The organism is Sphingomonas floccifaciens, from assembly GCF_042681125.1.
Classification (GTDB): domain Bacteria; phylum Pseudomonadota; class Alphaproteobacteria; order Sphingomonadales; family Sphingomonadaceae; genus Sphingomonas; species Sphingomonas floccifaciens.
In genome coordinates this window covers 425,908-450,658 of the sequence record NZ_JBHUFC010000002.1, presented here as the reverse complement: position 1 = coordinate 450,658, position 24,751 = coordinate 425,908, and the positions used below count along the sequence as shown (strand labels likewise).

The window sequence follows — 24,751 nt, the reverse complement described above, 5'->3', positions numbered from 1 at the left end:
CCGAAGGGGGAGACCAGGACGATGCGTTACCTGCTGACGACCGCCGCGCTCATCATGAGCGTTCCGCTGCACGCCCAGGTGAAGACCCCGGATCGTCCGGCGACTAATCCCAAGTCGCTCGTCTCCCCCGCCAATCCCGCCGCTAAGCCGATCCCGATCGAGGCACTGGCGACCACGCCGTCGATCAGCGGTGCGACCTGGACCGCCGATGGCCGCGCGGTGGTGATCGCCGCCAACATCTCGGGCCGCGCCAATCTGTGGCGGATCGACTCGCCCGGCGCCGCGCCCGTTCGCCTGACCCAGTCGGACGAGGCGCAGTCGCTGCCGGTGGCGGCGGGCGACGGCAATTGGATCTATTTCCAGCAGGATGTCGGCGGCAACGAGTATCCCGACGTCTATCGCGTGCCGGTGGCCGGCGGCGCGGTCGAGCAGATCACGCGCACGCCCGACATCCGCGAAGGCAATCTGCTTGCCTCGCGCAGCGGCCCGATCGCGCTCGTCCACAAGGCGAAGAGCGAGGGGCAGTCCAATGTCGCCGTGCTCGCGCCGGACGGCACCGTGCGCGTGCTGACGAAGGAAACCGACCCGCAGTTCGGCTGGTCGCCGGTCGCCTGGGTCGACGGCGACCGCGCGCTGATCGCCAACCGCCGGCGCACCGATTCGCGCGTTATCGAGGTCTGGCGGATCGCGGTTGCCGACGGCGCCGCGACGAAGTTGCTCGGCAAGGCGGACACGATCTACGAAGCCGGCGGCGCCACCGCCGATGGAAAGCGCCTGTCGGTCACCACCACCGAGGGCACCGGCCAGCGCCACGCCGGTCTCTACGACGTCGCCAGCGGGCGCTGGTCGTGGCTGAAGCCGACCCCGTGGGAGCAGAATGCGAACGCGATCTCGCCCGATGGCCGGCGGATGATCGTGCGCACCAGTCTCGACGCGCGCGCGGGCCTCGCGACCGTCGACACCGCAACCCTTGCGGAAACGCCAATCGCACTCGATCCCGGCGTCAATGCGGCGACCGGCCAGCAGCCGTTCTCGAGCGATGGCACCCGCCTGATAGCGACGCATTCGGGCGCCGATTCGGTGACCGAACTGATGCAGGTCGACCTGCCCGCCAATCGCGTGACGGCGCTGACTCGCTTCGCTGGCCCTGCGCTTGCCAGCGCCGGCCTGCCCAAGTCGCAGGTCGTCACCTATCGCAGCTTCGACGGCACGCCGGTCAGCGCGATCGTGACGATGCCGTTCAATCTGAAGCGCGACAGCCGCGCGCCGGGCATCGTCCTGCCCCACGGCGGGCCGACGTCGCAGGCGCTGGACGGCTTCAACCGCACCGCGACCGCGCTCGCCAGCCGCGGCTATGTCGTGATCCAGCCCAATTTCCGCGGCTCGACCGGCTATGGCGCCGCCTTCCAGGCCGCCAATCACAAGGATCTGGGTGGCGGCGATCTGAAGGACACTGTGGCGGCAAAGGATTTCATGGTCGCGACCGGCTATGTCGATCCCCGGCGGGTCGGCATCACCGGCGGCAGCTATGGCGGGTTCATGACGCTGATGGCGCTCGGCCGCACCCCCGACGCATTTGCCGCCGGCGTCCAGATGTTCGGCATCATCAACTGGCGCACGATGTATCGCGACCAGGATGAGCAGTTAAAGGCATATCAGCGCTCGCTGATCGGCACGCCCGATGCCGACGCGGCGGTGTATGACGCCGCCTCCCCCCTGACCTACATCCGTCAGGCGAAGGCGCCATTGCTGACCCTGCAAGGCGAGAACGACATCCGCGTGCCCCGCGGCCAGGCGCAGGAGGTCGCGGACATCCTGAAGGCCAAGGGCAATATCGTCGAAACCGTCTATTACCCGGCCGAAGGTCATGGCTTCCAGCGCCGCGAGAACCAGATCGATTCGCTGAAGCGCACGGTCGAATGGTTCGACCGCTATCTGAAGCCCGCACAATGAAGGCCACCATCTGGCACAACCCGCGCTGCGGCACGTCGCGCAAGACGCTCGCCATTCTGGAGGAGACGCCCGGCGTCGAGGTCGAGGTGGTCGAGTATCTGAAGGCCCCACCCGCCCGGGACCGGCTCGCGGCGCTCTATGCGCGCGCGGGCATGACGCCACGCGATGGTTTGCGCGCTAAGGAACCGCTGGCGGCGGAACTGGGTTTGTGCGACGCCGACGATGCGACCATCCTCGATGCGATGATGGCGCATCCGATCCTCATCAACCGGCCGCTGGTCGAAACCGAGAAAGGTGTTCGCCTATGTCGACCTCAGGATCTGGTCAGGGACATCCTCTGACAGCCACCGATCTGCTGACCCCCGGCGAGACGTGCTGGCGGATCGAGCAGGCGACGCGCGCGACCGTGATCGTCGACGCCGACGATTATTTCCGCAACGCCCGCAAGGCGATGGTCGCCGCCCAGCATCAGATCCTGCTGGTCGGCTGGGACTTCGACGCGCGCATTCGCCTGGGCGGTGACGAACCGCCCGAGGACGGCGGGCCGGAGACGGTCGGCGACTTCATCACCTGGCTGGTCGAGCGTCGCCCCAGCCTCAACGTGCACATCCTGCGCTGGGACGTCGGCGCGCTGAAGACGCTGACGCGCGGATCGACTTTGCTGACCGTCGTCGACTGGATGCGCCACAAGCAGATCCATACCAAGCTCGATGGCCACCACCCGACCGGCGCGTCGCATCACCAGAAGATCGTCGTGATCGACGATTGCCTGGCATTCTGCGGCGGGATCGACATGACCGCCGGCCGCTGGGACACGCGGGCGCATGCCGATGGCGACGCGCTCCGTCTGCTTCCCGGTGGCGAACCCTATGGCCCGTGGCACGACGCGACGACCGCGCTCCAAGGGCCGGCTGCCCGCGCATTGGGGGAACTCGCCCGCGAACGCTGGAGCCGCGCCGGCGGCGAACCGCTCGATCCCCCGCCGCCACGCGAAGGCTGCTGGCCCGATGGGCTTGCGACCGACTTCACCGACATCCCCGTCGCCATCGCCCGGACCGAACCCGAGATGGGCGACGACGAGCCGCTGGTGCACGAGATCGAGTCGCTCTACCTCGCCGCCATCGCGTCGGCGAAGCGCCACATCTATGCCGAAAGCCAGTATTTCGCCTCCCGCAAGGTCGCGTCGGCGATCGCCAAGCGACTGGCGGAGGACGATGGGCCAGAGGTCGTCGTCATCAATCCCGAAAATGCCGAAGGATGGCTGGAGCCGCTGGCGATGGATACCGCTCGCGCCCGCCTCGTCGAGGCGATCCGGCGCCGTGATCGCCATCATCGCTTCCGCCTCTACCACCCCTTTACCGCGGGCGGCGAGGCGATCTATGTCCATGCCAAGGTGCTGGTGGTCGACGGGGTGCTGCTGCGCGTCGGATCGTCGAATTTCAACAACCGATCGATGCGGCTGGATACCGAATGCGACGTGGCGATCGCCGCCGTGCATCCCCAGACCGCGGCGTCGATCGCCCGCATCCGCGACGGCCTGATCGCCGAGCATCTGGGCGTCACGCCCGAGGATGTCGCAGGTCGGCTCGACGAGTCGGGCTCGCTGATCGCCACGATCGAGGGCCTACGCGGCCCCGGCCGGACGCTGCGCGATTATGTCATTCCCGACCTGAACGAAGTCGAGGAATGGATCGCCGAGAACGAAGTGCTCGATCCGGTCGATCCCGAAGACATCTTCGAGAACCTGACCGGCGGGATGGTCGCGTCGCTGATGCGCAAGATCAAAGGCTGAAATCTCCTCTCACCGAGGAAATATCAGCCTTGCATCTCATCCGTGATATCGCGTTTCGTTCCGTAGAGGTGGGTGATCTTGCCGTTGATGACGGCCGTATCCGCCACCACCCGCATCCACCGCAACGCGCCGTCGGCACGCCGAATCTGCGCTTCGAACGTGAAGCTGCCGCGCATCCTCAGCGCAGCGCTCCGCAGCCGTTCGAGCGTCTCGCGCGACTCTTCGGTATACATTTCGACGATAGCGCGGCGGTCCAACAGCGCGCCTGGGGACAGACCGAACAGCTCGAACACGCCGGCATCCCATCGCAGCTCGTTATCCGACAGGCGGCAAGCCCAACTCGCCGGCAACATCGGCACGACGCCCGTGCCCGTCGCGGTCACGATCGGCTCAGGCCTCAAAATAGCCGGCGTAGAGAAGACCTTCCCGCGCATTGTTCCGTTATCGTAACACCACTGTGTTAAATTGCGATGCCCGAAGACGTGACGAATCTACCTGCCGTCGCTAAGGGCTCCGCCCATGACCGAGATCACGCCCCAGATCGTCGCCGACCACGGCCTGTCCGAAGACGAATATGCACGCGTCCTGCACGCGATGGGGCGAGAGCCGAACCTGACCGAACTCGGCATCTTTTCCGTCATGTGGTCGGAACATTGCAGCTACAAATCCAGCCGCATCCACCTGAAGAAGCTGCCGACCACCGGCCCCCAGGTCATCTGCGGCCCCGGCGAGAACGCCGGCATCGTCGACATCGGCGACGGCCAGTGCGCGGTGTTCAAGATGGAGTCGCACAACCACCCGTCGTACATCGAACCCTATCAGGGCGCGGCGACCGGAGTCGGCGGCATCCTGCGCGATGTGTTCACGATGGGCGCGCGGCCGGTCGCGAACATGAACGCCCTTCGCTTCGGCCGGCCCGACCATCCGAAGATGAAGCACCTCATCTCCGGCGTCGTCCACGGCATCGGCGGCTATGGCAATTGCGTCGGCGTGCCGACCGTCGGCGGCGAGACGAATTTCCATTCGGCCTATGACGGCAACATACTGGTCAACGCGATGACGGTCGGCGTCGCCCAGACCGACAAGGTGTTCTATTCGGCCGCCAGCGGCATCGGCAACCCGATCGTCTATGTCGGCTCGAAGACCGGCCGCGACGGCATCCACGGCGCGACGATGGCGAGCGCGGACTTCGGCGAGGATGCCGACGCCAAGCGCCCGACCGTGCAGGTCGGGGATCCCTTCACCGAAAAGCTGCTGATCGAGGCGTGCCTGGAGCTGATGGCGTCCGACGCCATCGTCGCGATCCAGGACATGGGCGCCGCCGGCCTCACCTCCTCGTCGGTCGAGATGGCGTCGAAGGGCGGCGTCGGCATCGAGCTGGTGATGGACGACGTCCCCCAGCGCGAAACCGGCATGACGCCGTACGAGATGATGCTGTCGGAGAGCCAGGAGCGGATGCTCATGGTGCTGAAGCCGGGCCGCGAAGATTTCGCCGAGGCGATCTTCCGCAAGTGGGAACTCGACTTCGCCGTCATCGGCCGCGTGACCGATACGGGGCGCATGGTGCTGCGCTGGAAGGGGGACGTCGTTGCCGATATCCCGCTCGGGCCGCTGGCCGACGAGGCGCCGGCTTACGATCGCCCGCATGTCCCGACGCCGCCGCGCGCAGCCATCACCGACGCGCCGGAAACCGACGACCTCGCCGCCGACCTGCTGACGCTCGTCGGCTGCCCGGACCTCGCCAGCCGCCGCTGGATCTGGGAGCAGTACGACCACATGGTCGGCGCCGACACCGTCCAGCGCCCCGGCGGCGACGCCGCGGTCGTGCGTGTGCACGGCACGCAGAAGGGTCTGGCGATCACCACCGACTGCACGCCGCGCTATTGCTTCGCCGACCCGGTCGAGGGCGGCAAGCAGGCGATCGCGGAGACGTGGCGCAACCTGACCGCGGTCGGCGCGACGCCGCTCGCCGCGACCGACTGCATGAACTTCGCCAACCCCCAGCGGCCCGAGATCATGGGGCAGTTCGTCGGGTGCATCGAGGGCATGGCGGAGGCGTGCCGCGCGCTCGACTATCCGATCGTCAGCGGCAACGTGTCGCTCTACAACGAATCCAAGGCGACGGGTGGCGGCTCGGCGATCCTCCCCACCCCCGCGATCGGCGGCGTCGGTCTGCTGGCCGACTGGTCGAAGTCCGCGACGATCGCGTTCAAGGGCACCGGCGACGTCCTCGTCCTGATCGGCGAGCCCAAGGGTGATCTCGGCCAGTCGCTGTGGCTGCGCGAAGTGAAGGGCCGCGAGGACGGCCCGCCGCCGCGCGTCGACCTGGCCGCCGAACGCCGCACCGGCGACTTCGTCCGCAACCAGATCACCCGCGGCGCGCTGACCGCGGTCCACGACGTGTCCGATGGGGGCATCGCCGTCGCGGTCGCCGAAATGGCGCTGGCGAGCGGCATCGGTGCGATGATCTCCATGCCCACCCCGCGCGGTGTCGCGGCGACCTTCTTCGCCGAGGATCAGGGCCTGTACCTGGCGACCGTCGACGACGCGCACCTCAACGACTTCCTCCACGCGTCGACCGCGGCGGGCGTTGCGGTCGAACGCATCGGCCGCACCATCGCCGGCCGCCTGGTCTTCGAGACTCGCGACGAGGATTTCTGCGTAAAGCTCGACGACCTGCATGCGCGACACGAGGCGTTCTTTCCGGCGCTGATGGGCGAGGCGGTCGTGACGGCCTGATCCTCGGCCGGAGCGTAGCAAAACTCGCCGCCCCAAAACCGTTCGTGCTGAGCTTCCCGAAGCACCGTACTTCCCCCCGCGAGCGACATGCCGGCGTATCGAAGTACGGCCCTTCGACAGGCTCAGGGCGAACGGATTAGTTAGTGCTCGCTGGCAGAAGTCGATACACACCCCGCGAAACGCACGTCCGGGGGGACATCATGGCGACGACAGCGACCGACCGTTACCTGACGCTCGATACCATTCGCGGGGTCGCGGTCATGGGCATCCTGCTCATGAACATCGTCAACTTCGGCCTGATCGAAGCGGCGTATATGAACCCGCGCGCGCAGGGAGGCGCGACCGGGCTCGACCTTGCCGCCTGGCTGGTCAATTTCGTCCTGTTCGACGGCAAGATGCGCGGGCTGTTCAGCTTCCTGTTCGGCGCTTCGACCCTGCTCGTCATCGACCGCGCGACCGCCAAGGGCGAGAACCCGGCGAAGGTCCACTACAGCCGCATGATCTGGCTGCTGGCCTTCGGCCTCGCCCATCTCTGGCTCGTCTGGCGCGGCGATATCCTCGCGCATTACGCGATGGTCGGCATGATCGCCTTCGCCTTCCGCAACCGTCCGACATCCGGGCTCGTCGCGATCGGTATCGTGCTGCTGGTGGTGCAACTCGTCATGATGGCCGGCTTGGCGACGTCTGTTGCAATGATTGCCGCCGGGCCCCTCCCTGGCCAGTCCGCCGCCGACCATGCCAAGTCGCTGACCGAGTTCACCAACGGCTTCGGCGTGCCCGCTCCGGCGCAGGTGGCGCGGGACATGGCGGCCTATAGCGGCAGCTACCCCGAGATCGTCCGCGCCCGCTTCGCCGAAACGGCGTGGTGGCCGATCACCTTCTTGCCCATCTACGGCTTCGAAACGCTCGCCTATATGCTCTTCGGCATGGCGGGCCTGCGGTCGGGCATGCTGACCGGCGTGTGGGAGCGACGGCGCTACGTCAAATGGCTCGCGATCGGCTTCGGCATCGGCATCCCAGGCTATGCAGCGCTCGCCGCCTGGACGGTGGCGCGCGACTTCTCGCTCGTCGCGGTCGTCACCGCAGCGATGGCCGCAGCCACCATCATCCGTCCGGCGATGATCATCGGCTGGGCCAGCCTGATAGTCCTGCTGATGCGGCCCGGCGGTGCGTTGACTACCCGCATCTCTGCGGCGGGGCGGATGGCGTTCACCAACTACCTGCTCACCAGCCTCATCTGCACGACGATCTTCTACGGCTACGGGCTTGGCCTCTACGGTCGCCTGCCCCGTGCCGAACTCTATCTGATCGTCCTCGCCGTATGGGCCGGCATGTTGCTCTGGTCGAAGCCTTGGCTCAAACATTTCGCTTATGGGCCGTTCGAATGGCTCTGGCGCAGTCTCTCGCGCCTCTCCTTTCAGCCGATGCGGGGCGGCGCGCTGACCTCTTAATGCGACGCATGCGCAACTAACTTGCGAATCATTCTCATGCGCGCTACAGGATGTGCGAGCGAGAGGGTTCGTCATGGTTGTATGCGTTTGCAATGCCATCCGGGAACGCGAGGTACGTGAGGCTGCGCGCAACGGCGCCGCCAGCGCCTGCCAGGCCTATGCGCTGTGCGGCAAGCAGGCGAAATGCGGACAATGTGTCCCGTTCGCGCGAGCGATTATCGATGCCGAGCGTGCGGCTGCATAGCATTCGCATTCGCGAAGAAACCGCAGAAATCCGCCATTTTTTGGCTGTTCGCCCGCGTGATTTACGGCTAATGCCGCCCGGTCTTCTTTACGAAATTCCGGGGGTCACGCCATGAAGGGCGACGCGCAAGTCATCGAATTCCTGAACGAATCACTCAAGAACGAGCTGACCGCGATCAACCAGTACTGGTTGCACTATCGCCTGCTCGACCACTGGGGCGTCCACAAGCTCGCCAAGTTCGAGCGCGACGAATCGATCGACGAGATGAAGCACGCCGACTGGCTGGCGGAGCGCATCCTGTTTCTCGATGGCTTGCCCAATTTCCAGCTGCTCGGCCGCCTGAAGATCGGCGAGACGGTGGAAGAGGTGCTGAAGGCCGATCTCGACATGGAGATCGAGGCCTGCGCCCAGCTGCGCAACGCGATCGAACATTGCGAAAAGGTCCGCGACTACGTCAGCCGCGACCTGTTCCGCCGCATCCTCGACAGCGAGGAAGAGCATGTCGACACGCTGGAGCGCCAGTTCGAGATGATCGAGCGCATGGGCCTGCAGAACTATATCCAGCTGAACTCGGCGTCGGAATACGACACCCACGGCGAGAAGAAGTAAGCGGGAACGGGCGTCGCGGCCCCGCGCGGCGACGCCCCCCCTGCCTTTCGTGCTGAGCCTGTCGAAGCACCGTACTTCGATACGCTCGCATCTCGCTCGCGGCATAGAGCGCGGTGCTTAGACACGCTCGGCACGAATGGTGCGGGGTGGGCTCCCGGCCCAAGACTCCCCTCACCGCAAATCCGATTCGCCCCATCGCACGCGACGGAAAGCCCGCCTCGCCCGCGCTTTCCTTTCGCCATGCTCCGCGCCCGCCGCCTGCACTCGTCGCTCATCGACCGCATCGCGCATGACGACGCCAGCGACACGCTGACCGTCTGGTTCAAGGGTCGCGGCAAATACCTCTACCACGCCGTCCCCCGCGCCCTGTACGACGCGCTGAAGACCGCGGAATCCGCCGGCAAGCTGTTCAACGACCAGATCAAGGGCCGCTATCCATGCGAGCCCGACCCGGCCCGCCGGCGCCACCGCCCCGACTGATCATCCTTCCTCCCCTGCAAGGGGAGGTGGCAGGCCGCAGGCCTGACGGAGGGGTGTCACCCTTCGTGGCAAGATGACGCTAAAACCATTTTCCTACACGAACCTATTTGGTTATATGATCGCGCCATGCAAAACATGGTCCCATCGCAACGCCCGGTGCGTGACTTCACGCCCGTCCCCCGCAAATACCGCTACGACGGCTGGACCGCGGACCGCCAACGCGCCTTCGTTGCCGCACTGGCGGAGACCGGATCGGTCACGGCGGCCGCCCGCCGCATCAACATGAGTACTGAGGGTGCCTACTACCTCCGCCGCCAGCCCGGCGCCGAGGAATTCGCCGCCGCCTGGGCCGACGCGCTCGACCACGGCGTCCAGTCCCTGGCCGACATCGCCATCGACCGCGCTCGCGAAGGCACCCCCGTGCCGGTGTTCTGGAAGGGCGAGCAGATCGGCGAGAAGCGGCGCTACAACGACCGGCTGCTGATGTTCATCCTGCGCCACCACATGCCCGGCAAATATGGAGCGCTTGCCGCTCTGCCGACCGGCACCAAACACCCCGACACCATCGCGCGCGAGAAGAAGGAGGCCGAAAAGGCCGAACGCCTCGCCCGCCAGAATGACGAGGCGGAGAACAAGCGCCTGCTCGGCGAACTGCTGAAGCAATATGAGGCGAAGGTCATTCAGGAACGCCGCTACCGTCTGGAGGGCAAGTTCGTCGCCGCCGATCAAGCGCTGCGCACTCTGGCCTTCCTCGAACTGGTAATGGTCGTCGGCGGCGAAAGCGCCGCACTGATCGACCGTTGCACCGGCGTCGACAAACGCGGGATGCCCCTGCCCGACCGCCCCTATTCCGACCCGATGAGCGATCTCTTGGCCGAAATCCGGCAGAAAGTGTGGGACAAGATCGGCGACCCACCCCGCCCGCCGGTGTGGCTGCCGCGCAAGGACCCGGGGCCTCACACCGAACTCTACGGCAAGAGCGACCGGGCGTTGGCGCAACAGCGCGCGACGCAGATGATGGCGGAGGCGCAGGCGTTGTGGGAGGCGACGGCGACGGAGGAGAAGTGGGCGAAGTGGTGTGGGGGTGAGGAGATGGACGACGGCTGCTAGGGCATTAGGTGCGTCACTGCTTTCACCAGCTACCGGTAGAAGGAGGACGAGCAGTGAAAATTTTGCGCCGCGAGGTACTTCCGCCGTAATGTGTCGAAGCTGCGCCGCACCATTGCATACATCGTCGAAATTGTGTCCTGTGCTGTGATGATCGCCATCATAAATTCCGTAAGCGACCGCGAGCTAGCATCGGCAATTTGGTTGGCCTTCTTTGCGGCCTTTTTATTCGTTAATAAATATACGCGCGACAGCTTGGGCGCGGTGATAAGAACGCTGTTCCAGCCTGCGATTTATATACCACTTGGGATCGCCGCACTTTACGCATACGGCGAGATTTTTTTGCTCAGCTATGTGGGTTGGTGGTCAGTCGCAAACCTGAAAACCACCATTCTTTGGCTCGTGACATTCGCGTTCGTCACTATGTTTGAGGTGGCGACGGCCAAGAATCGCAAGGCGGGACTCGGAAAGATTACGAGGGAAATCCTCAGCGTGGCGGTATTTGTCACCTTCATTGCGGAACTCTACAGCTTCCCGCTGATCGTGGAGCTGATCGCCCTACCATTTGTCACCATCGTCTTCGTGACAGCAGAATACGCGAAGCACAGGCCAGAGCACGCGTCCGTCGCGAAACTTTTGAGTTACCTCTCCGGCGTCATCGGATTTTTCTATCTTGGCTTCAGTTTAATCAAGTCTATCGAACTATGGCGCGACACATTCACATGGGAGAACTGGCTCGAACTAGTCATCCCAGTCATTTTGTCAGTCGCCTTTCTGCCGTTCCTGTACGCGTGGCGAATCTACGTCGCTTACGACGGGGTATTTACGACCATATCGACCTTCGGAGTCGACAAGGCGCTGATTCCCTACGCACGGTGGCTGTCGATCACTCGCATTCGAACCGACCTCGATCTGCTGGAACGCTGGCGGAAGTCGATCCAGTCGGCACGCCCGGCGAAGAGAGCCGAATTGAAGCACACTCTGACGGCGCTGCTGGCACTCAAGGAACGGGAAGCGAGTCCTCCTACGGTGCCGCCGAAAGAGGGTTGGTCACCCTATCTGGCGATGCAATTCCTCGCGGACGTCGGCGTAGAAACAGGCAATTACAATCACATATATGACGATGACTGGGGCGCTTCGAGCCAAATGCGCGAGCTCGGGAAGGGTGATGGGATCTGGCGAAACAATCTCGCCTATTACGTCGACGGCACGCAGAACGCGGCCACCGTTTTGAAGGTGAAGCTTAACGTCAACGTGACCACCGACCGTATTGAGGCCGAGGACATCTTTCTCGTTCACGCCATGCACCTGCTAGAGAAAGCCGTGAGCCTTGACGCCGTGGAGCGGCTTAAAATGCAGCTCGCATCGCTTAAGGATTTTCAGGCCGACATTCCGTTCGGCTCAGTGTCGCTGGCGAGGGAGAACTTCGTCGGCGGCGTCATCAAGGACGGGTATTCGCGGATTTTTACCCTGAAGCGGGGTGGATAAGCGAGTCGATATCAAAATGTTACTGCCAGCGACATCATTCGAAGCCATTGAAATTACAACCGGGAAATCGCTCGCCCGCAACAAGTGGCTGCTGAACGACCGTATTGATGAGCCAGCCGAATGTTCGAGAAAGGTTGAGATAAAGGCGTAAACCCGCCGCGGCAAAGCCGCGTCGTCGGTCGGCGCTCGTAGCGCCGCCGGCCGGGCGCGACGCTGGTCTTACGTCCAACTCGGCGATTGCTCTCGCAATCCCCTCCTTGGCCTCAGGCGTCGTCGCCCATCCGCAGCGCCGCAATAAACGCCTCCTGCGGGATGCTCACCGAGCCGTATTCCCGCATCTTGGCCTTGCCCTTCTTCTGCTTGTCCAGCAGCTTGCGCTTGCGCGTCGCGTCGCCGCCGTAGCATTTCGCGGTCACGTCCTTGCGCAGCGCGCTGATCGTTTCGCGGGCGATCACCTTGCCGCCGATCGCGGCCTGGATCGGGATCTTGAACATGTGGCGCGGGATGAGTTCCTTCAGCCGCTCGACCATCCCGCGGCCGCGCGTTTCGGCGGTGGAGCGGTGGACGATCATGCTCAGCGCGTCGACCGGCTCTTCGTTGACCAGGATACCCATCTTGACCAGATCGCCTTCGCGATAGCCGATCTGTTCGTAATCGAAGCTGGCATAGCCCTTCGACAGCGACTTCAGCCGATCGTAGAAGTCGAACACCACTTCGTTGAGCGGCAGTTCGTAGGTCGCCTGGGCGCGGCCGCCGACATAGGTCAGATTCTTCTGGATGCCGCGGCGGTCCTGGCACAGCTTCAGGATCGAACCGAGATATTCGTCGGGCACATAGATGACCGCCTGAATCCACGGCTCGCTGATCGTCTCGATCTTGTTGGGCTCGGGCATGTCGGCGGGGTTGTGCAGGTCGATATGCCCGCCGCCGTGGGTCAGCTCGATCTGATAGACCACCGACGGCGCGGTGGTGATGAGGTCGAGGTCGTATTCGCGCATCAGCCGTTCCTGGATGATCTCCAGGTGCAGGAGGCCGAGGAAGCCGCAGCGGAAGCCGAAGCCCAGCGCTGCCGACGTCTCCATCTCGAAGCTGAACGAGGCGTCGTTGAGACGCAGCTTGCTGATGCTCTCGCGCAGCTTTTCGAAGTCCGCGGCGTCGACCGGGAACAGGCCGCAGAACACGACCGGCTGGACTTCCTTGAAGCCCTCCAGCGGTTCCGCCGCCGGGCGCTTGGCGTCGGTCAGCGTGTCGCCGACGCGGGCCTGGGCGACTTCCTTGATCTGGGCGGTGATGAAGCCGATTTCGCCGGGGCCGAGGTCGGGCAGGTTCTCCAGCTTCGGGCGGAAGGCGCCGACGCGGTCGACCAAGTGCGTCGTGCCCGCGGCCATGAACTTGACCTGCTGGCCCTTGCGGATGCTGCCGTCGATGACGCGCAACAGGATGACGACGCCGAGGTACGGGTCGTACCAGCTGTCGACCAGCATCGCCTTCAGCGGCGCATCGATGTCCCCTTTGGGCGCCGGGATACGCTCGACGATCGCGTCGAGAATCTCCTCGATGCCGATGCCCGACTTGGCCGAAGACAGCACCGCGTTCGACGCGTCGAGACCGATGATCTCCTCGATCTCGGCCTTGACCTTTTCTGGCTCTGCCGAGGGCAGGTCGATCTTGTTGATGACCGGAATGATCTCATGATCATGCTCGATCGACTGATACACGTTGGCGAGCGTCTGCGCCTCGACGCCCTGCGCCGCATCGACGACCAACAGCGCGCCTTCGCAGGCCGCCAGGCTGCGCGAGACTTCATAGGCGAAGTCGACGTGGCCCGGCGTGTCCATCAGGTTGAGGATATGCCCCTTCCACTCAAGCCGCACCGTCTGCGCCTTGATGGTAATCCCGCGCTCCTTCTCGATCTCCATGTTATCAAGGACTTGCGCCGACATCTCACGCTCACTGAGCCCACCGGTGCGCTGGATCAGGCGGTCGGCCAATGTCGACTTGCCGTGGTCGATGTGAGCGATGATGGAAAAGTTGCGGATCTTGTCGAGCGGAGTCATGCGCGCGCCCTAGAATGGCGCGTCGCTCAGAGCAATGTCAGGCGTGCGCGCGGCGGTTGAGATCGTGACCGAGCGCGAGCAGGCCGACGCCGATCATCGTATAGAGCACTTCGGTATCGCCGTGCGGCAACGTCAGCGCGCCGGCCATGACGCCCAGCCCCAGCGCCCCGACCGCGGACGGCATCATATAGCCATGCGTCCAGATCCCCCGCCCCAGCGCGATGGCGCCGAGCGGAATGGCGAGCGCAAGGCCGATCTCATGCACATGCGGATCGAGCAGCAGCCCCCCCGCCGCCGACGCCAGCGCAATCAGCACCGCGGTCGCCAGGCAATGGACAAGGCACAGCCCGGACAGCCCGATCGCGATGCGATCGAGTCCGAGCGTCGTCCACCAGAGGCGAGTCGTCTGTGCCATTCGAGCGTTCATTTAGGCGTACCTGAGCGACGTTACAATATCACATTCTTAGATGCAGGTTGGTTACCGTCGCCCCGGTGCGGGCCAGACGCAACGGACTCACCGGACAGTTTCGGCCTAGGACAAATCGTCCACCTTGGCGCTCCCGCCCCCATCGGCTAATCGCACGCGATGCTGCGCCCCCCGCTCGACCCGCCCACCGCCCGCCCCGCCGCGCTCGTTCGCTGGCTGCACGTCGTCGCCGCGCTGATCGTCGCGATGGTCGTCGTCGGGGGGATCACGCGCCTGACCGAATCCGGCCTGTCGATCACCGAGTGGAAGCCCGTCACCGGCGCCATCCCGCCGCTGACCGAAGCGCAATGGATGGCGGAGTTCGCTAAGTACCAGCGCATCCCGGAATATCAGCAGCTGAACCAGGGCATGACGCTCGCCCAGTTCAAGGGCATCTTCTTCTGGGAATATCTCCATCGACTGCTGGGCCGCGTCATAGGCGTGGCTTTCGCGGTGCCGCTGGCATGGTTCTGGGTGAAGAAGGCGATCCCGCGCGGCTATGGCTGGCCGCTGGTCGGGCTGCTGGTCCTCGGCGGGCTGCAAGGCGCCGTCGGCTGGTGGATGGTCACCTCCGGACTCGCCGAGCGGACCGATGTCAGCCATATCCGACTGGCGATCCACCTGAACCTGGCGCTCATCATCCTGTCGGGGATCGTCTGGGTCGCGGGCAACCTGCGCGCGCTGGCGATCGATCCCATGGCCCGGCCGGCGAAGCTGACCCGTCTGGGCGCAGTCGCGATCCTGCTGCTGTTCGTGCAACTGTTCTACGGCGCGCTGATGGCGGGGTTGAACGCGGGGCTGGCCGCGAACGACTGGCCGTTGATGAATGGTCGGGTATTTCCGTCGGCGGAGTTCTTCGCTCGGTCCCTGCCCGATGCGCTGATCAACGACCCCTATGTCGTGCACTTCATTCACCGCTGGTGGGCGTTTGTCGCCTTCGTCGGCCTGATGATCCTCGCACGCGCCGCCAAGCGGGCGGGCAATCGCCGCGCGGCGGTGATGATCCACGCCACGGTCGGCACTCAGATCCTGCTCGGCATCGCGACCGTTGTCATGGGCGTGCCGATCTGGATCGCGGCGCTTCACCAGTTCGTGGGTGCGCTGGTGCTGATCAGTGCGGTGAACGGCGCCCACGCAGTCGGGAGTGTCACTCCGCGAAAGTGACCGAGGTATCATGATACCCGTCAGCAAAGCCGCACTTTGCTTGACTTAATCACCGCATTCGATCATTGGCCCCTCGTCCGCGCCGCTCCACGTCTGGGGCGGCGCGCTGCATTTGACGAGGTCTGGCCCATGAAGGCGCTGATGAAGACCACCAAGTCGGTAAAGCCGCACGAGGTGGAGAAGAAGTGGCATCTGATCGATGCTGAAAATCTGGTGGTGGGCCGCGCTGCGGTCGTCATCGCGAACCTGCTGCGCGGCAAGCACAAGACGAGCTTCACCCCGCACGTCGATTGCGGTGACAATGTCATCGTCATCAACGCCGACAAGGTCCAGTTCACCGGCAAGAAGCGCACCGATAAGGTGTACTACAAGCACACCGGTTACCCGGGCGGCCTGAAGGAAGTGACCGCGGACAAGATCCTCGACGGCCGCTTCCCGGAGCGCGTGCTGGAGAAGGCCGTTGAGCGCATGATCCCGCGCGGTCCGCTGGGTCGTCAGCAGATGCGCAACCTGCGCATCTTCGCCGGCAGCGAGCATCCGCACGCCGCCCAGAACCCGGAAGTCCTCGACGTGGCCGCGCTGAGCCGCAAGAACAAGGTGGGCGCATAATGTCCGATAACCGCCAGTCCCTCGCCGATCTCGGCGCCATCGCTTCGGGCCAGCCCGTCTCGACCGAGACCGCCGGTACCGCAACCGACGCGACCGTCCAGCCGGCCGCCCCGACCACCCCGCTGCGTGCGCAGGAACTCGACAAGCAGGGTCGCGCCTATGCGACCGGCCGTCGTAAGGACGCCGTCGCCCGCGTCTGGCTGAAGCCGGGCACCGGCAAGATCACGGTCAACGGCCGCGATCAGGAAGTCTATTTCGCACGTCCGACGCTGCGCCTCGTCATCAACCAAGTGTTCGGCGTCGCCGGTCGCGAAGGTCAGTATGACGTCGTCGCCACCGTCAAGGGCGGCGGCCTGTCGGGCCAGGCCGGTGCTGTGAAGCACGGCATCGCCCAGGCGATCACCCGCTACGAGCCGGCGCTGCGCAGCCCGGTCAAGGCCGCCGGCTTCCTGACCCGCGACAGCCGTACGGTCGAGCGTAAGAAGTACGGTAAGGCCAAGGCCCGTCGTAGCTTCCAGTTCTCGAAGCGCTAAGCGTGCCGCGGATTGCGCGAGCAATCCGCGGACTCGCCGCGTCGGGCGGCAGGACCGGCAACGCCGGTCATGTCCGACGACGTGGCGCCAAAGCCATCAAAAAGGCGATCCGGAAACGGGTCGCCTTTTTTGTTTCAGTTCAACACCTTCCCAACAAAACTTTACACAATCTGTCGCGCCACCCCGCTTCGACCGGTCGCGCCCCGACATCATTCCGGCGCAGATTTACTGCGTAAACAAATACTTAGGCACGTTAACCGCTTTCGAACCCCTTTGATTTAGTTTACATACTGTATCGGGCTCGGCGCGAATGGGTGCCGGCGGGGACCATCACATGACAGACTGTCGTCGGCAGGCCGGACGGCTTGCGGTATCCTTTGCGGCACTCGCTGCGCTTTCCGCGTGCGGCGGCGGAAGTTCGGGTGGGTCGGGCGGCGGGGTCGTCAGCGTGACGCCGACACCGACGTCCTCGACACCCAGCCCGACCGCGGTCACCAGCCAGGACGCCGTGCGCCTGGCGCGTCAGGCGACGTTCGGACCGACCCCGGACGTCGTCAACCGCGTCGTCGCCCTCGGCATCAACGGCTGGATCGACGAACAGTTCGCCGCGACCGGCAGCAAATACGACGACATCGCCAGCTCGACCGGCGTCGCGCAGAATTTCTGCACCAACAGCACCGACACCGCCTGCAACCGCAAATATTTCAGCCGTGAGCCGGTGGCGATGCGCTTCTACGCCGACGCGATGGTCGCGCCCGATCAGCTGAAGCAGCGCGTCGCCTTCGCGCTCAGCCAGATCCTCGTCGCGTCCGAGACGGAAGTGAACGAAACCAACGGCATCGCGGCCTATAACCAGATCCTGCTCGACGGCGCGTTCGGCAACTACCGCGACCTGCTGATGAACGTCACCATGTCCAGCTACATGGGCGACTATCTCGACATGGCGGACAGCAATCGCTCCGCGCCGTCCGAGAATTATGCCCGCGAGATGCTGCAACTGTTCAGCATGGGGCCGGACCAGCTCAACATGGACGGCACGCGCAAGCTGGATGCGACCGGCGCCGCCATCCCGACCTACACCACCGACGACATCAAGGGCGTGGCGAAAGCGCTGACCGGCTGGACCTATCCGCGGCTGAACGGCGGCGCGATCACCGACAACAACGTCCGCGACTATTCGAAGCCGATGATCCAGAATGCATCGCGCTATGACACGACCGCGAAGACCTTCCTCGGCACCACCGTCCCAGCCGGCGCTTCGCAGTCGGACAGCGTGAAGGCGGCGGTCGACGCGGCCTTCAACAATGCGTCGACCGCGCCCTATGTCTCGAAGTCGCTGATCCAGCAGCTCGTCACCTCCAACCCCTCCTCCGCCTATGTCGGACGCGTCGCGGCGAAGTTCGCCGACAATGGTTCGGGCGTGCGCGGCGACATGAAGGCGGTGATCCGCGCGATTCTCACCGACAACGAGGCACGCGGCGCCCCACGGACCGGCACCGGCGACGGCAAGGTCAAGGAGCCGATCCTGGCGATGACCGCACTGATGCGCGCCGCCGGCATGACGACCGATGGCTATGCGTTCGTGACGCAGGATGCTGGCCTTGGCGAAGGCGTGTTCCGCTCGCCCAGCGTGTTCAACTTCTACCCGCCCGATTATCCGCTGCCCGGCAACACGTTGCTGAAGAGCGGCCCGTCGAAGCTGATGACGACGTCGAACATCACGCGCCTCCACAATTTCGTCTACAACTGGACCGTCGGCGGCGACCAGGCGCGCAGCGAGTTCACGACCAATCCCGGCATCCCCGGCTGGTCGGGCAGCAAGACCGAATGGGGCGCGTGGGAGGCGATGGGGGCCGATACCGACGCGATGATCTCGCGCATCGACCTGCTGATGATGGCCAACACCATGACCGATGCGCAGAAGACGTCGCTGAAGGCCGCCGCCACGGCGATCACCAACACCGACGCGACGCTGCAGGCCCGCCGCCGGGCGCAGATGCTGCTCTACATCGTGGGCACCAGCCCGCTGTTCCTGGTCGATCGTTGAGAAGGCGCGAGACATGAAACTGACCCGTCGCGATTTCGCTACCTTCATCGCCGGCACCGGCGCCGCCGCCGCGCTCGGCCAACTCGCCCGCACCGCATCCGCCGCCCCCAACGGCAGCTACCGCGCGATGGTCGGCGTGTTCCTGTTCGGCGGCAACGACGGCTGGAACATGGTCGTGCCGACCGACAGCCGTTATTCGGGCTATGCCGCGTCACGCGGGACGGTGGCACTGGCGCAGAACAGGCTGACTGCGCTCGACGGATCGGCCTTCGCGCTGCATCCGGCGATGGCGGCGCTGAACCCGGTCTGGGCGGAAGGGGCGATGAACATCGTCCTCAACGCCGGCACGCTCTATGCGCCGCTGACGAAGGACCTGTACCGGTCGCGCAGCGACCTCAGGCCAACCAACCTGCAAAGCCATTCGGACGAGCAGGCGCACTGGCAGGGCTTGCGCGCACGCAGCGACAATTTCGACGGCTTCATGGGCCGCATCGCCGACCGAGCGACGCAGACGGCGACGCCGTCGCTGATCTCGCTCGGCGGATCGAACCTGGCGGTCATCGGCCAGCGCAGTTCGCCGCTGATCCTGCCGTCGACCGGCACGCTCAGCCGCAGCGGCTATACCGCCGGCAGCACGCCGAAGAACGCCGCGATCACCGCCTTCGCCAGCGCCGCCGGCATGGGTACGATCGCCGACGTGACGGGACAGCAGATCACCGCCGCCTATACCCAGGCGGCCAATGCGAACACCATCCTGACCGCGTCGTCGAGCGTCGACGCCTTCTTCGTCAACCCGACGACGGGCACCACGCTGACCAGCGACGTCGCGCGCCAGTTACTGCGCGTCGCCCGCCTGATCGAGGCGCGCGGCTCGCTGGGTCACGACCGCCAGACCTTCTTCGTGACGCAGGGCGGCTATGACAATCACTCGGCGCAGGTGAACAGCGACACCTCGACCGGCACCCACGCCAACCTGCTCGGTGATCTCGCGATGGCGCTCGCCGCCTTCTACAAGGCGACGAAGTCGATGGGCATGGCGGAGAATGTCACCGCCTTCACGATGAGCGACTTCGGCCGCACCTATCGCGGCAATGCCCAGATGGGCACCGACCACGCCTGGGGCAGCAATCATCTGGTCGTCGGCGGCAACCTTCGCCCGAAGATGGCGCACGGCGTTTATCCGTCGAGCGTGCTGGGCGGCGCCGACGATGTGTCGTCCGAAGGCCGCTTCGTCCCAGGCATCGCGCAGGAGGAATATCTCGGCGCGATAGCCAAGTGGCACGGCGTCGCCGACGGCGACCTCAGCTATGTGCTACCCAACTGGTGGACCTGGACGACGGGCGGGCGCGGTCCGCTCGGACTGTTTGCCTGAAGTCGACAGGCCTCAAGATTTTCTATCCTACCTACACGATGGGATTTCGCTAAAGCCGGCGCCGACACTCGACGTATCGGGTGCAGGCCGGCCCATCATGGCCTGTCGTTAGAAGGGGAAAGATCATGAAGAAGTTCGCACTCGCTCCGCTCGCAATCACCGCCGCCCTTGCGCTGTCGGCCTGTGGTGGCAACACCACCGAGAATGCGGCCGTCAGCAACGACGTCGTGCTGAACGATGAACTGCCGGCGACCGACAACCTGACCGCGGTCGACTCGCTGAACGCCACCGATCCGGTCCTAGACAACGCGGCCACCGAGACGCTGAACGTGACCGACGCGACCGGCAACGCGGTCGCGAACACGCTCTGAGCTTCTTAGGGCATCAAACATCTAACCCGATCCGTTCGCTCTGAGCGCAGTCGAAAGGCATGGGACTCATGTGCTTCGACTTCGCTCGGCTCGAACGGCTAAGGGGTGGCTTGATGCCCTATTGCCGATCGAAGGGCCGCGTCGATCATGGGATCGGCGCGGCCCTTTCTCGTCGTCACCGTCATTTCGGCCCATCGCGCGGTTGATCGGCGGGCAGAATAGCCCCGCTATCAAGCCCCAAAGCATGGCTCGCTTTTCCTATCGTTTGGATAGGAATACATCGAGATCAACGCTCGGAAGCTCCCAAGATCCAGCGTTTGCCTCGCGGCTCGGTACTGACGTACCGGGCCGCTTTTTATGGCAGGCTGGCGATGAACGCCCGCGTCACGGCCGCGACATTCGCGCACGCCCGCTCCAGCCACAGCGGCAGGTGATTGTCGTCCGGCTCACCGCCAGCAAGGTCCGACAGGCTCCGAAAGGCGATGAAGGGGACGCGATTGGCGAAGGCGACCTGCGCCACCGCGGTCGTCTCCATGTCGACCACCGCTGCCTGGAATGTCGCGAACAGATAGTCGCGATAGGCCGCATTATCGACGAAAGCGGCCCCGCTGAGCCCCGCCCCGCCGACGCGAAGATCGTGGCCATCCTCCAGCCGGCGCGCAAGGGCGAGCAGGTCCGCGTCGACCTCGAACCAGCGCCGCTCCCGCTCGCCTTCACCGTCCCGCCCGACGATCACGTCGCGCGGGATCATCATGCCGAACGGCGGCAGGTCCGTCGCGCCCGGCAGTGGCGGCAGCACCGGGCCGGCGGGCGTCTCTCGCCCCATGCCGACCTCCAGCGCCTGTCCCCAACGCGCCGGCGCAAGTACCCGCCCGACGCTATTGGATGGATCGAGCCCGCCGGCGACGCCGGACACGACGATCCGCGACACCGTGAAGCGATCGAGCAGCGCCTGGGTCGTCATCGCGGCATTGACCATCGACACGCCGGTCTGCGCGAGGATCACCGGCTTGCCCGCAAACCGCCCCTCGATCACCCGCCGCCCGTGCAGCCGATGGTCGCCGTCGACCGTGACATGCGGCACCATCGCCGCCCATTCCGGCGGGAAGGCGACGAGGATCAGCGTCCGCGCGGTCAGAAGACCGCCGCGACCAGCTGGCGGAACGCGTCCGCACGGTGGCTGATGTCGTTCTTCACCGCCTGATCCATCTCGCCGAAGGTCTCCTGACCACCGACCGGCACGAAAACCGGGTCATAGCCATGCCCCTTGTCACCGCGCGGCGGCCAGACGAGCGTGCCGTCGACCCGCCCCTCGAACCATTCGACATGGCCGTCGGGCCAGGCCAGCGCCAGTGCGCAGATGAAGTGGGCATCGCGCGCGGCGTCCGGCCCCTTTTCCGCCAGCCGATCCTCGACCAGCTGCATCGCATGGCCGAAGTCCTTGTTCTCCCCGCCCCACCGTGCGGAGAAGATGCCCGGATCGCCGCCCAGCGCCTCGACGCACAGGCCGCTGTCGTCCGACAGCGCGGGCAAGCCCGACAGGTCGGCGGCCTGCAATGCCTTCAGTTCGGCATTGGCGACGAAGGTCGTGCCGGTCTCCTCGGGCTCGGGCAGTTCGAGTTCGCCCGCGGACACCACGTCCATCCCGTAAGGCTGAAGCAGTTCGCGGATTTCGCGCACCTTGCCCTCGTTATGGCTGGCGATGACAAGCTTACCCGCGCTGAGCTTGCGGATCGCCTGCGGAACAGGCCCCTCGCCGCTCATCGCCCGGTCGCCCCGGAAACCGCAGCTTCCTGCGCGGCGAAGATCTGCGTGCAGCCGATCCGCGCCAGCCGCAGCAGGCGCAGCAGGCTTTCCTCGTCGTAACAGGCGCCTTCCGCGGTCGCCTGCGCCTCGGCGATCTTGCCGTCGTCGAGCAGGACGAAATTGGCATCGGCCTCTGCATTCGAATCCTCAGGGTAATCGAGGTCGAGCACCGCCTGTCCCTGATACATGCCGCAGCTGACTGCCGCGACCTTGTGCAGGATCGGGTCGGTGGTCAGCTTGCCCGACGCCATCAGCTTGTCGACCGCCAGGCGCAGTGCAACCCACGCGCCCGAGATCGCCGCGGTGCGCGTGCCGCCGTCGGCCTGGATGACGTCGCAGTCGAGCACGATCTGCCGTTCGCCGAGCAGCTTCAGGTCGGTGACCGCGCGCAAGCTGCGTCCGATCAGCCGCTGGATCTCCTGCGTCCGCCCCGACTGCTTGCCCTTGGCCGCCTCACGCGCGCCGCGGGTATGGGTCGCGCGCGGCAGCATGCCATATTCCGCCGTCACCCAACCCTCGCCCTTGCCGCGCAGGAACGGCGGCACCTTTTCCTCGATCGAGGCGGTGACCAGCACCTTGGTATCGCCGAACGCGATCAGCACCGATCCTTCCGCATGGCGGGTGAAGTTCGGGGTGATGGTGATGGCGCGCATTTCGTCAGGCGCACGGCCGGAAGGTCGCATGAAGGTCTCCGTGAATGTTGTCCTGCCCTAGACGGGGCGGGCGAGGCGCGCCAGTGTGGAGGCAATGTTGCGAGTGCTGCTCCCGCTCACCCTCCTGGCCGGCTGCGCCCCCGCCGTAGGTCGCTATCCTGCGACACCGTCACCGACGCCGATCGAGATCACTTATGAAACCGGCCCGTGTTACGGCACCTGCCCGGTCTATTCGGTACGGATCGACAGCCTTGGCCGCGCGGGCGTGTTCGACGGCAAGCGCTTCGTCGCCGCGCCCGGCCGGCACGAATTCGCGGTGACCTTCGCGCAGTTCGACGCCGTCCTGCGCGCGGTTTCGGGCGCGTTCGCCGCCTCGTCAGCGGATTATACGGTCGGGGGACGCCACTGCGGGGAATATGTCACCGACCGCCCCAGCATCACCGTGACGATCCGCGAAGGCAATGCCGAGCCGAAATCGGTCCGATACGACCTCGGCTGCCGCGATCCCCAAAATGCGACGCTCGCCGCGAGCCTGCGCAGCGTACCGTCGCTGCTACCGATCGGGCACCTGATCGGGCCGGACAGCGCAACGCCGTCGCGTCGCTGACCGCGCTCACCACCGTCATCCCCGCGAAGGCTGGGATCAATTCTGGCTGACGTGTCGAACGGAACCGCAAACTCAGCCACAATTTATTCCCGCCTTCGCGGGAATGACAGCCGTTGGCGTTGAGCCCCCGCCCCGGCCCCACTATCTTCGTCGCCGTGACGCCGACCTTCCCCGAACTCAGTGACCGCGCCCGCGACGTGTTTCGCCTCGTCGTCCAATCCTATCTCGAGTCCGGCACGCCAGTGGGCTCGAAGACGATTGCCCAGGTATCCGGCCTCAACCTGTCCCCCGCCTCGATCCGCGGGGTGATGCAGGATCTGGAGGAAGCCGGTCTGCTTGCCGCCCCGCATACCTCCGCCGGTCGCATGCCGACGCAGACCGGTCTGCGCCTTTTCGTCGACGGCATGATGCACGCGGTCGCGCCATCGGAACAGGAACGCGCGGCGATCCACGCCGGCGCGCGGGCCGGCGGTCCGGTGGAGGAAGCGATCGCCGCTACCACCGCGGCGCTGTCGGGCCTGTCGGCCTGCGCCGGCCTCGTCCTCGTGCCGCGTCGCGAGCCGGTGCTGCGCCAGTTCGGCTTCGTGCCCCTCGGCCCGAATCGCGCGCTTGCGGTGCTGGTCGGCGACGACGGCTCGGTCGAGAACCGGGTCATCGAACTGCCCGGCGACGTGCCACCCGTCGCGCTGGAGGCGGCCGCCAATTTCCTCAACGCCCGCGCCGCCGGGGCGACGCTCAGCGACATCCGCCAGCGCATCGGCCGCGAGATCGCCGCCGAACGCGCCGCGCTGGACGGCGCCGCCCGCACGCTGGTCGAGCGCGGCATCGCGGTGCTGAGCGAGGACGGCGCGCGCCGTCCCGTCCTGATCGTCCGCGGCCAGGCCAATCTGATCGACCCTGCGGCGGCGGCCGACCTCGACCGGGTCAGGGGCCTGCTCGACGAGCTGGAGGGGAAGGAGGAGATCATGCGCCTGCTCGACTCCGCGCGCGACGGCCCGGCCGCACGCATCTTCATCGGATCGGAGAACAAGCTGTTCGCGCTGTCCGGCTCGTCGGTGATCGCCCAGCCGGTCCGCGCGATCGACGGGCAGGTCGTCGGCGTCGTCGGCGTGATCGGGCCGACGCGGTTGAACTATGCCCGGGTCGTGCCCATGGTGGATTTCACGGCCGCCACGCTCGCGCGATTGCTGGCGTGACCCAAAA

At 65.5% G+C, this 24,751-nt stretch carries 24 protein-coding genes; 18 read left to right on the top strand and 6 right to left on the bottom strand.

What is annotated here, in order from left to right:
• Positions 1-21: 21 nt before the first annotated feature.
• Genes ACFSC3_RS04980 through ACFSC3_RS04970 form a run of 3 tightly spaced genes read left to right on the top strand, consistent with a single transcriptional unit; the run spans position 22 to position 3,745 of the window.
• A complete protein-coding gene (locus ACFSC3_RS04980; RefSeq protein ID WP_380939296.1) occupies positions 22-1,953 on the top strand; it encodes a S9 family peptidase in 1,932 nt (643 codons plus the stop codon).
• Positions 1,950-2,294, top strand: coding sequence for an arsenate reductase (glutaredoxin) (arsC, locus tag ACFSC3_RS04975; RefSeq protein ID WP_380939295.1), 345 nt, complete (start codon positions 1,950-1,952; stop codon positions 2,292-2,294). Before ACFSC3_RS04980 ends, arsC begins: the two co-directional genes overlap by 4 nt.
• The gene (locus tag ACFSC3_RS04970; protein ID WP_380939294.1) at positions 2,258-3,745 is read left to right on the top strand and encodes a phospholipase D-like domain-containing protein; all 1,488 of its coding nucleotides are present in this window, start codon (positions 2,258-2,260) and stop codon (positions 3,743-3,745) included. The genes arsC and ACFSC3_RS04970 overlap by 37 nt, the downstream gene beginning before the upstream one ends.
• Before the next feature lie 23 nt (positions 3,746-3,768).
• On the opposite strand, the gene ACFSC3_RS04965 is transcribed toward ACFSC3_RS04970, so the two are convergent.
• Positions 3,769-4,179: a PAS domain-containing protein gene (locus tag ACFSC3_RS04965; protein ID WP_380939293.1), complete on the bottom strand. Its 411-nt coding sequence runs from the start codon at positions 4,177-4,179 to the stop codon at positions 3,769-3,771.
• 85 nt (positions 4,180-4,264) lie between these two features.
• Here ACFSC3_RS04965 and purL point away from each other — a divergent pair, with 85 nt between their 5' ends.
• The 7 genes from purL to ACFSC3_RS04930 all read left to right on the top strand — a co-directional run bounded on the left by purL (position 4,265) and on the right by ACFSC3_RS04930 (position 11,863).
• The gene (purL, locus tag ACFSC3_RS04960) at positions 4,265-6,484 is read left to right on the top strand and encodes a phosphoribosylformylglycinamidine synthase subunit PurL (protein WP_380939292.1); all 2,220 of its coding nucleotides are present in this window, start codon (positions 4,265-4,267) and stop codon (positions 6,482-6,484) included.
• A gap of 200 nt (positions 6,485-6,684) precedes the next feature.
• Positions 6,685-7,935: a DUF418 domain-containing protein gene (locus tag ACFSC3_RS04955; RefSeq protein WP_380939291.1), complete on the top strand. Its 1,251-nt coding sequence runs from the start codon at positions 6,685-6,687 to the stop codon at positions 7,933-7,935.
• A 73-nt stretch (positions 7,936-8,008) separates the two neighbouring features.
• Positions 8,009-8,179 carry a (2Fe-2S)-binding protein gene (locus ACFSC3_RS04950; protein WP_294293294.1) on the top strand — a complete coding sequence of 57 codons (171 nt, stop codon included), beginning with the start codon at positions 8,009-8,011 and terminating at the stop codon, positions 8,177-8,179.
• A 111-nt stretch (positions 8,180-8,290) separates the two neighbouring features.
• The gene (gene bfr, locus ACFSC3_RS04945; RefSeq protein WP_380939290.1) at positions 8,291-8,788 is read left to right on the top strand and encodes a bacterioferritin; all 498 of its coding nucleotides are present in this window, start codon (positions 8,291-8,293) and stop codon (positions 8,786-8,788) included.
• 240 nt (positions 8,789-9,028) lie between these two features.
• On the top strand, positions 9,029-9,268 hold the full coding sequence (locus ACFSC3_RS04940) for a KTSC domain-containing protein (RefSeq protein ID WP_380939289.1): 240 nt from the start codon (positions 9,029-9,031) through the stop codon (positions 9,266-9,268).
• Between the two features lie 126 nt (positions 9,269-9,394).
• Positions 9,395-10,378 (top strand): helix-turn-helix domain-containing protein, encoded by a 984-nt coding sequence (locus ACFSC3_RS04935; RefSeq protein ID WP_380939288.1) that lies wholly within the window; start codon positions 9,395-9,397, stop codon positions 10,376-10,378.
• A 90-nt stretch (positions 10,379-10,468) separates the two neighbouring features.
• Positions 10,469-11,863, top strand: a complete 1,395-nt coding sequence (locus ACFSC3_RS04930) for a hypothetical protein (protein WP_380939287.1) — start codon at positions 10,469-10,471, stop codon at positions 11,861-11,863.
• 263 nt (positions 11,864-12,126) lie between these two features.
• On the opposite strand, the gene lepA is transcribed toward ACFSC3_RS04930, so the two are convergent.
• Positions 12,127-13,920, bottom strand: a complete 1,794-nt coding sequence (gene lepA / locus ACFSC3_RS04925) for a translation elongation factor 4 (protein WP_380939286.1) — start codon at positions 13,918-13,920, stop codon at positions 12,127-12,129.
• Between the two features lie 37 nt (positions 13,921-13,957).
• The gene (locus tag ACFSC3_RS04920; protein WP_380939285.1) at positions 13,958-14,335 is read right to left on the bottom strand and encodes a MerC domain-containing protein; all 378 of its coding nucleotides are present in this window, start codon (positions 14,333-14,335) and stop codon (positions 13,958-13,960) included.
• A 171-nt stretch (positions 14,336-14,506) separates the two neighbouring features.
• Here ACFSC3_RS04920 and ACFSC3_RS04915 point away from each other — a divergent pair, with 171 nt between their 5' ends.
• The 6 genes from ACFSC3_RS04915 (at position 14,507) to ACFSC3_RS04890 (ending at position 20,482) form a co-directional block, all read left to right on the top strand.
• Positions 14,507-15,550 carry a COX15/CtaA family protein gene (locus ACFSC3_RS04915; protein ID WP_380939284.1) on the top strand — a complete coding sequence of 348 codons (1,044 nt, stop codon included), beginning with the start codon at positions 14,507-14,509 and terminating at the stop codon, positions 15,548-15,550.
• A gap of 129 nt (positions 15,551-15,679) precedes the next feature.
• The gene (gene rplM, locus ACFSC3_RS04910; RefSeq protein WP_082441732.1) at positions 15,680-16,159 is read left to right on the top strand and encodes a 50S ribosomal protein L13; all 480 of its coding nucleotides are present in this window, start codon (positions 15,680-15,682) and stop codon (positions 16,157-16,159) included.
• Positions 16,159-16,692, top strand: a complete 534-nt coding sequence (rpsI, locus tag ACFSC3_RS04905) for a 30S ribosomal protein S9 (protein ID WP_380939283.1) — start codon at positions 16,159-16,161, stop codon at positions 16,690-16,692. The genes rplM and rpsI overlap by 1 nt, the downstream gene beginning before the upstream one ends.
• 334 nt (positions 16,693-17,026) lie before the next feature.
• Complete coding sequence (locus tag ACFSC3_RS04900) at positions 17,027-18,739, top strand: DUF1800 domain-containing protein (protein ID WP_380939282.1); 1,713 nt, start codon at positions 17,027-17,029, stop codon at positions 18,737-18,739.
• Positions 18,740-18,752: 13 nt separating this feature from the next.
• Entirely contained in the window at positions 18,753-20,111 is a 1,359-nt protein-coding gene (locus ACFSC3_RS04895; RefSeq protein ID WP_380939281.1) for a DUF1501 domain-containing protein, read from the top strand.
• A 125-nt stretch (positions 20,112-20,236) separates the two neighbouring features.
• Complete coding sequence (locus ACFSC3_RS04890) at positions 20,237-20,482, top strand: hypothetical protein (protein ID WP_380939280.1); 246 nt, start codon at positions 20,237-20,239, stop codon at positions 20,480-20,482.
• A gap of 355 nt (positions 20,483-20,837) precedes the next feature.
• Here the strand turns inward: ACFSC3_RS04890 and ACFSC3_RS04885 are convergent, their stop codons facing one another.
• Genes ACFSC3_RS04885 through rph form a run of 3 tightly spaced genes read right to left on the bottom strand, consistent with a single transcriptional unit; the run spans position 20,838 to position 22,971 of the window.
• Positions 20,838-21,602, bottom strand: coding sequence for a 5'-methylthioadenosine/S-adenosylhomocysteine nucleosidase (locus ACFSC3_RS04885; RefSeq protein WP_380939667.1), 765 nt, complete (start codon positions 21,600-21,602; stop codon positions 20,838-20,840).
• Positions 21,603-21,616: 14 nt separating this feature from the next.
• A complete protein-coding gene (gene rdgB / locus ACFSC3_RS04880; RefSeq protein WP_380939279.1) occupies positions 21,617-22,246 on the bottom strand; it encodes an RdgB/HAM1 family non-canonical purine NTP pyrophosphatase in 630 nt (209 codons plus the stop codon).
• Complete coding sequence (gene rph / locus ACFSC3_RS04875; protein ID WP_380939278.1) at positions 22,243-22,971, bottom strand: ribonuclease PH; 729 nt, start codon at positions 22,969-22,971, stop codon at positions 22,243-22,245. Before rph ends, rdgB begins: the two co-directional genes overlap by 4 nt.
• A gap of 64 nt (positions 22,972-23,035) precedes the next feature.
• Here rph and ACFSC3_RS04870 point away from each other — a divergent pair, with 64 nt between their 5' ends.
• Both ACFSC3_RS04870 and hrcA read left to right on the top strand, forming a co-directional pair.
• Positions 23,036-23,548 (top strand): DUF6438 domain-containing protein, encoded by a 513-nt coding sequence (locus ACFSC3_RS04870; protein ID WP_380939666.1) that lies wholly within the window; start codon positions 23,036-23,038, stop codon positions 23,546-23,548.
• 155 nt (positions 23,549-23,703) lie between these two features.
• Positions 23,704-24,744 carry a heat-inducible transcriptional repressor HrcA gene (gene hrcA / locus ACFSC3_RS04865; protein ID WP_380939277.1) on the top strand — a complete coding sequence of 347 codons (1,041 nt, stop codon included), beginning with the start codon at positions 23,704-23,706 and terminating at the stop codon, positions 24,742-24,744.
• The last annotated feature ends 7 nt before the right edge of the window (positions 24,745-24,751 follow it).